Annotated in this window: 1 protein-coding gene; it reads left to right on the forward strand. The window is 68.1% G+C overall.

The window, feature by feature from the left end; genetic code table 11:
* Nucleotides 1-1,695: Tn3 family transposase (locus C4U03_RS39620; RefSeq protein ID WP_146087713.1), on the forward strand; the 1,695-nt coding region annotated here is incomplete at both ends.

Raw genomic sequence — 1,695 nt, forward strand, 5'->3', positions numbered from 1 at the left:
GCCACCGAGACCGTGCCGATCGCGCATGTCGTGCCCGACGACTGGCGGGACGCGGTGGTCGACCCCGACACCGGCCGGATCGCCCGCATCCCGTACGAGCTGTGCGTGCTGGTCGCGTTGCGCAAGGCGATCCGGCGGCGGGAGATCTGGGTGGAGGGCGCCGTGACGTGGCGCAACCCCGAGGCGGACCTGCCCGCCGACTTCGCCGACAACCGGGACGTGCACTACGAGGCGCTGTCCAAGCCCCGCGATCCGGCGGCGTTCATCGCCGACCTGCAAAAACGTCACGTGGCGGCGTTGAACCGGCTGAACAGGGCGATGCGCAAGGGGACCACCGGCGGGGTGAAGATCACCCGCAAGAAGGGTGAGCCGTGGATCGCGGTCCCACCGGTCGTCAAACAGCCCGAACCGGCCAACCTCAAGGCGCTCAAGGAGGAGATCTCCCGCCGGTGGGGCGTGATCGACCTGCTGGACGTCCTCAAAGACGTCGACCACGTCACCGGCTTCACCCGCGACTTCACCTCGGTGGCCTCCCGCACCGTCACCGACACCGCGGTGCTGCAGCGCCGCCTGCTGCTGTGCCTGTACGGGCTGGGCACCAACATCGGCATCAAGCGCGTCGCCGACGGCGCCGCCGCGGCCCTGGGCGAACTGGCCGACAACGAGGCGGCGCTGCGCCGGACCCGCAGGCTGTTCATCAACCGCGACAACCTGCGCGCGGCGATCCGCACCGTGGTGAACGAGACGCTGCGGGTCCGCGACACCGCCCTGTGGGGTGCGGGCACCTCGTGCGCCTCGGACTCGCGCAAGTTCGGCTCGTGGTCGGCGAACTTCATGACCGAGTGGCACCAGCGCTACGGCGGCCCGGGGATCATGGTCTACTGGCACGTCGAACGCCGGTCGGTGTGCATCTACTCGCAGGTCACCACCACCTCCGCCTCCGAGGTCGCATCCATGATCGAGGGCCTGCTCCGCCACCTGACCGACGCCGAGATCGACCGGCAGTACACCGACACCCACGGCGCCTCCATCGTCGGATTCGCCTTCTCCCACCTGCTGGACTTCCAGCTTTTGCCCCGCCTGAAGAACATCGGCTCCGCGAGGCTGTACCGGCCCGGCGTCATCACCGACGAGTCACCCGAGAGCGGAACGTGGCCGCAGTTGGAGGAGGTGATATCGGCCAAGACGATCGACTGGGACCTCATCGCCCGCCACTACGACCAGATGATCAAGTACGCCACCGCGCTGCGGCTGGGCACCGCCCAGTCCCACCAGATGCTGCGCCGCTTCACCCGCGGCGGCCCCAAGCACCCCACCTATCAGGCCATCGAGGAACTCGGCCGCATCATCCGCACCATCTTCATCTGCGACTACCTCGCCGACGAAGAACTCCGCCGCGAGATCCACGAGGGCCTGAACGTGGTGGAGAACTTCAACAGCGCCGGCAAGGAGATCTTCTACGGCAAGGCCGGCGACCTGACCGGCGAGGACCGTGAGCACGCCGAGGTCTCCGCCCTGGCCCTGCACCTGGTCACCGCCACCATCGCCTACCTCAACACCCACCTGATCCAGCTCGTGCTGCGCGAGGACGCCTGGCGAAGACGCCTCACCGACGCCGACCGGCGCGGCCTGTCGGCCTTGTTCTGGACTCATCTGAACCTGTACGGGCGGTTCGAACTCGACATGAACCACCAC

Origin of the sequence: Thermomonospora echinospora (assembly GCF_900108175.1) — a bacterium.
In the GTDB taxonomy this organism is placed as follows: Bacteria; Actinomycetota; Actinomycetes; order Streptosporangiales; family Streptosporangiaceae; genus Thermomonospora; species Thermomonospora echinospora.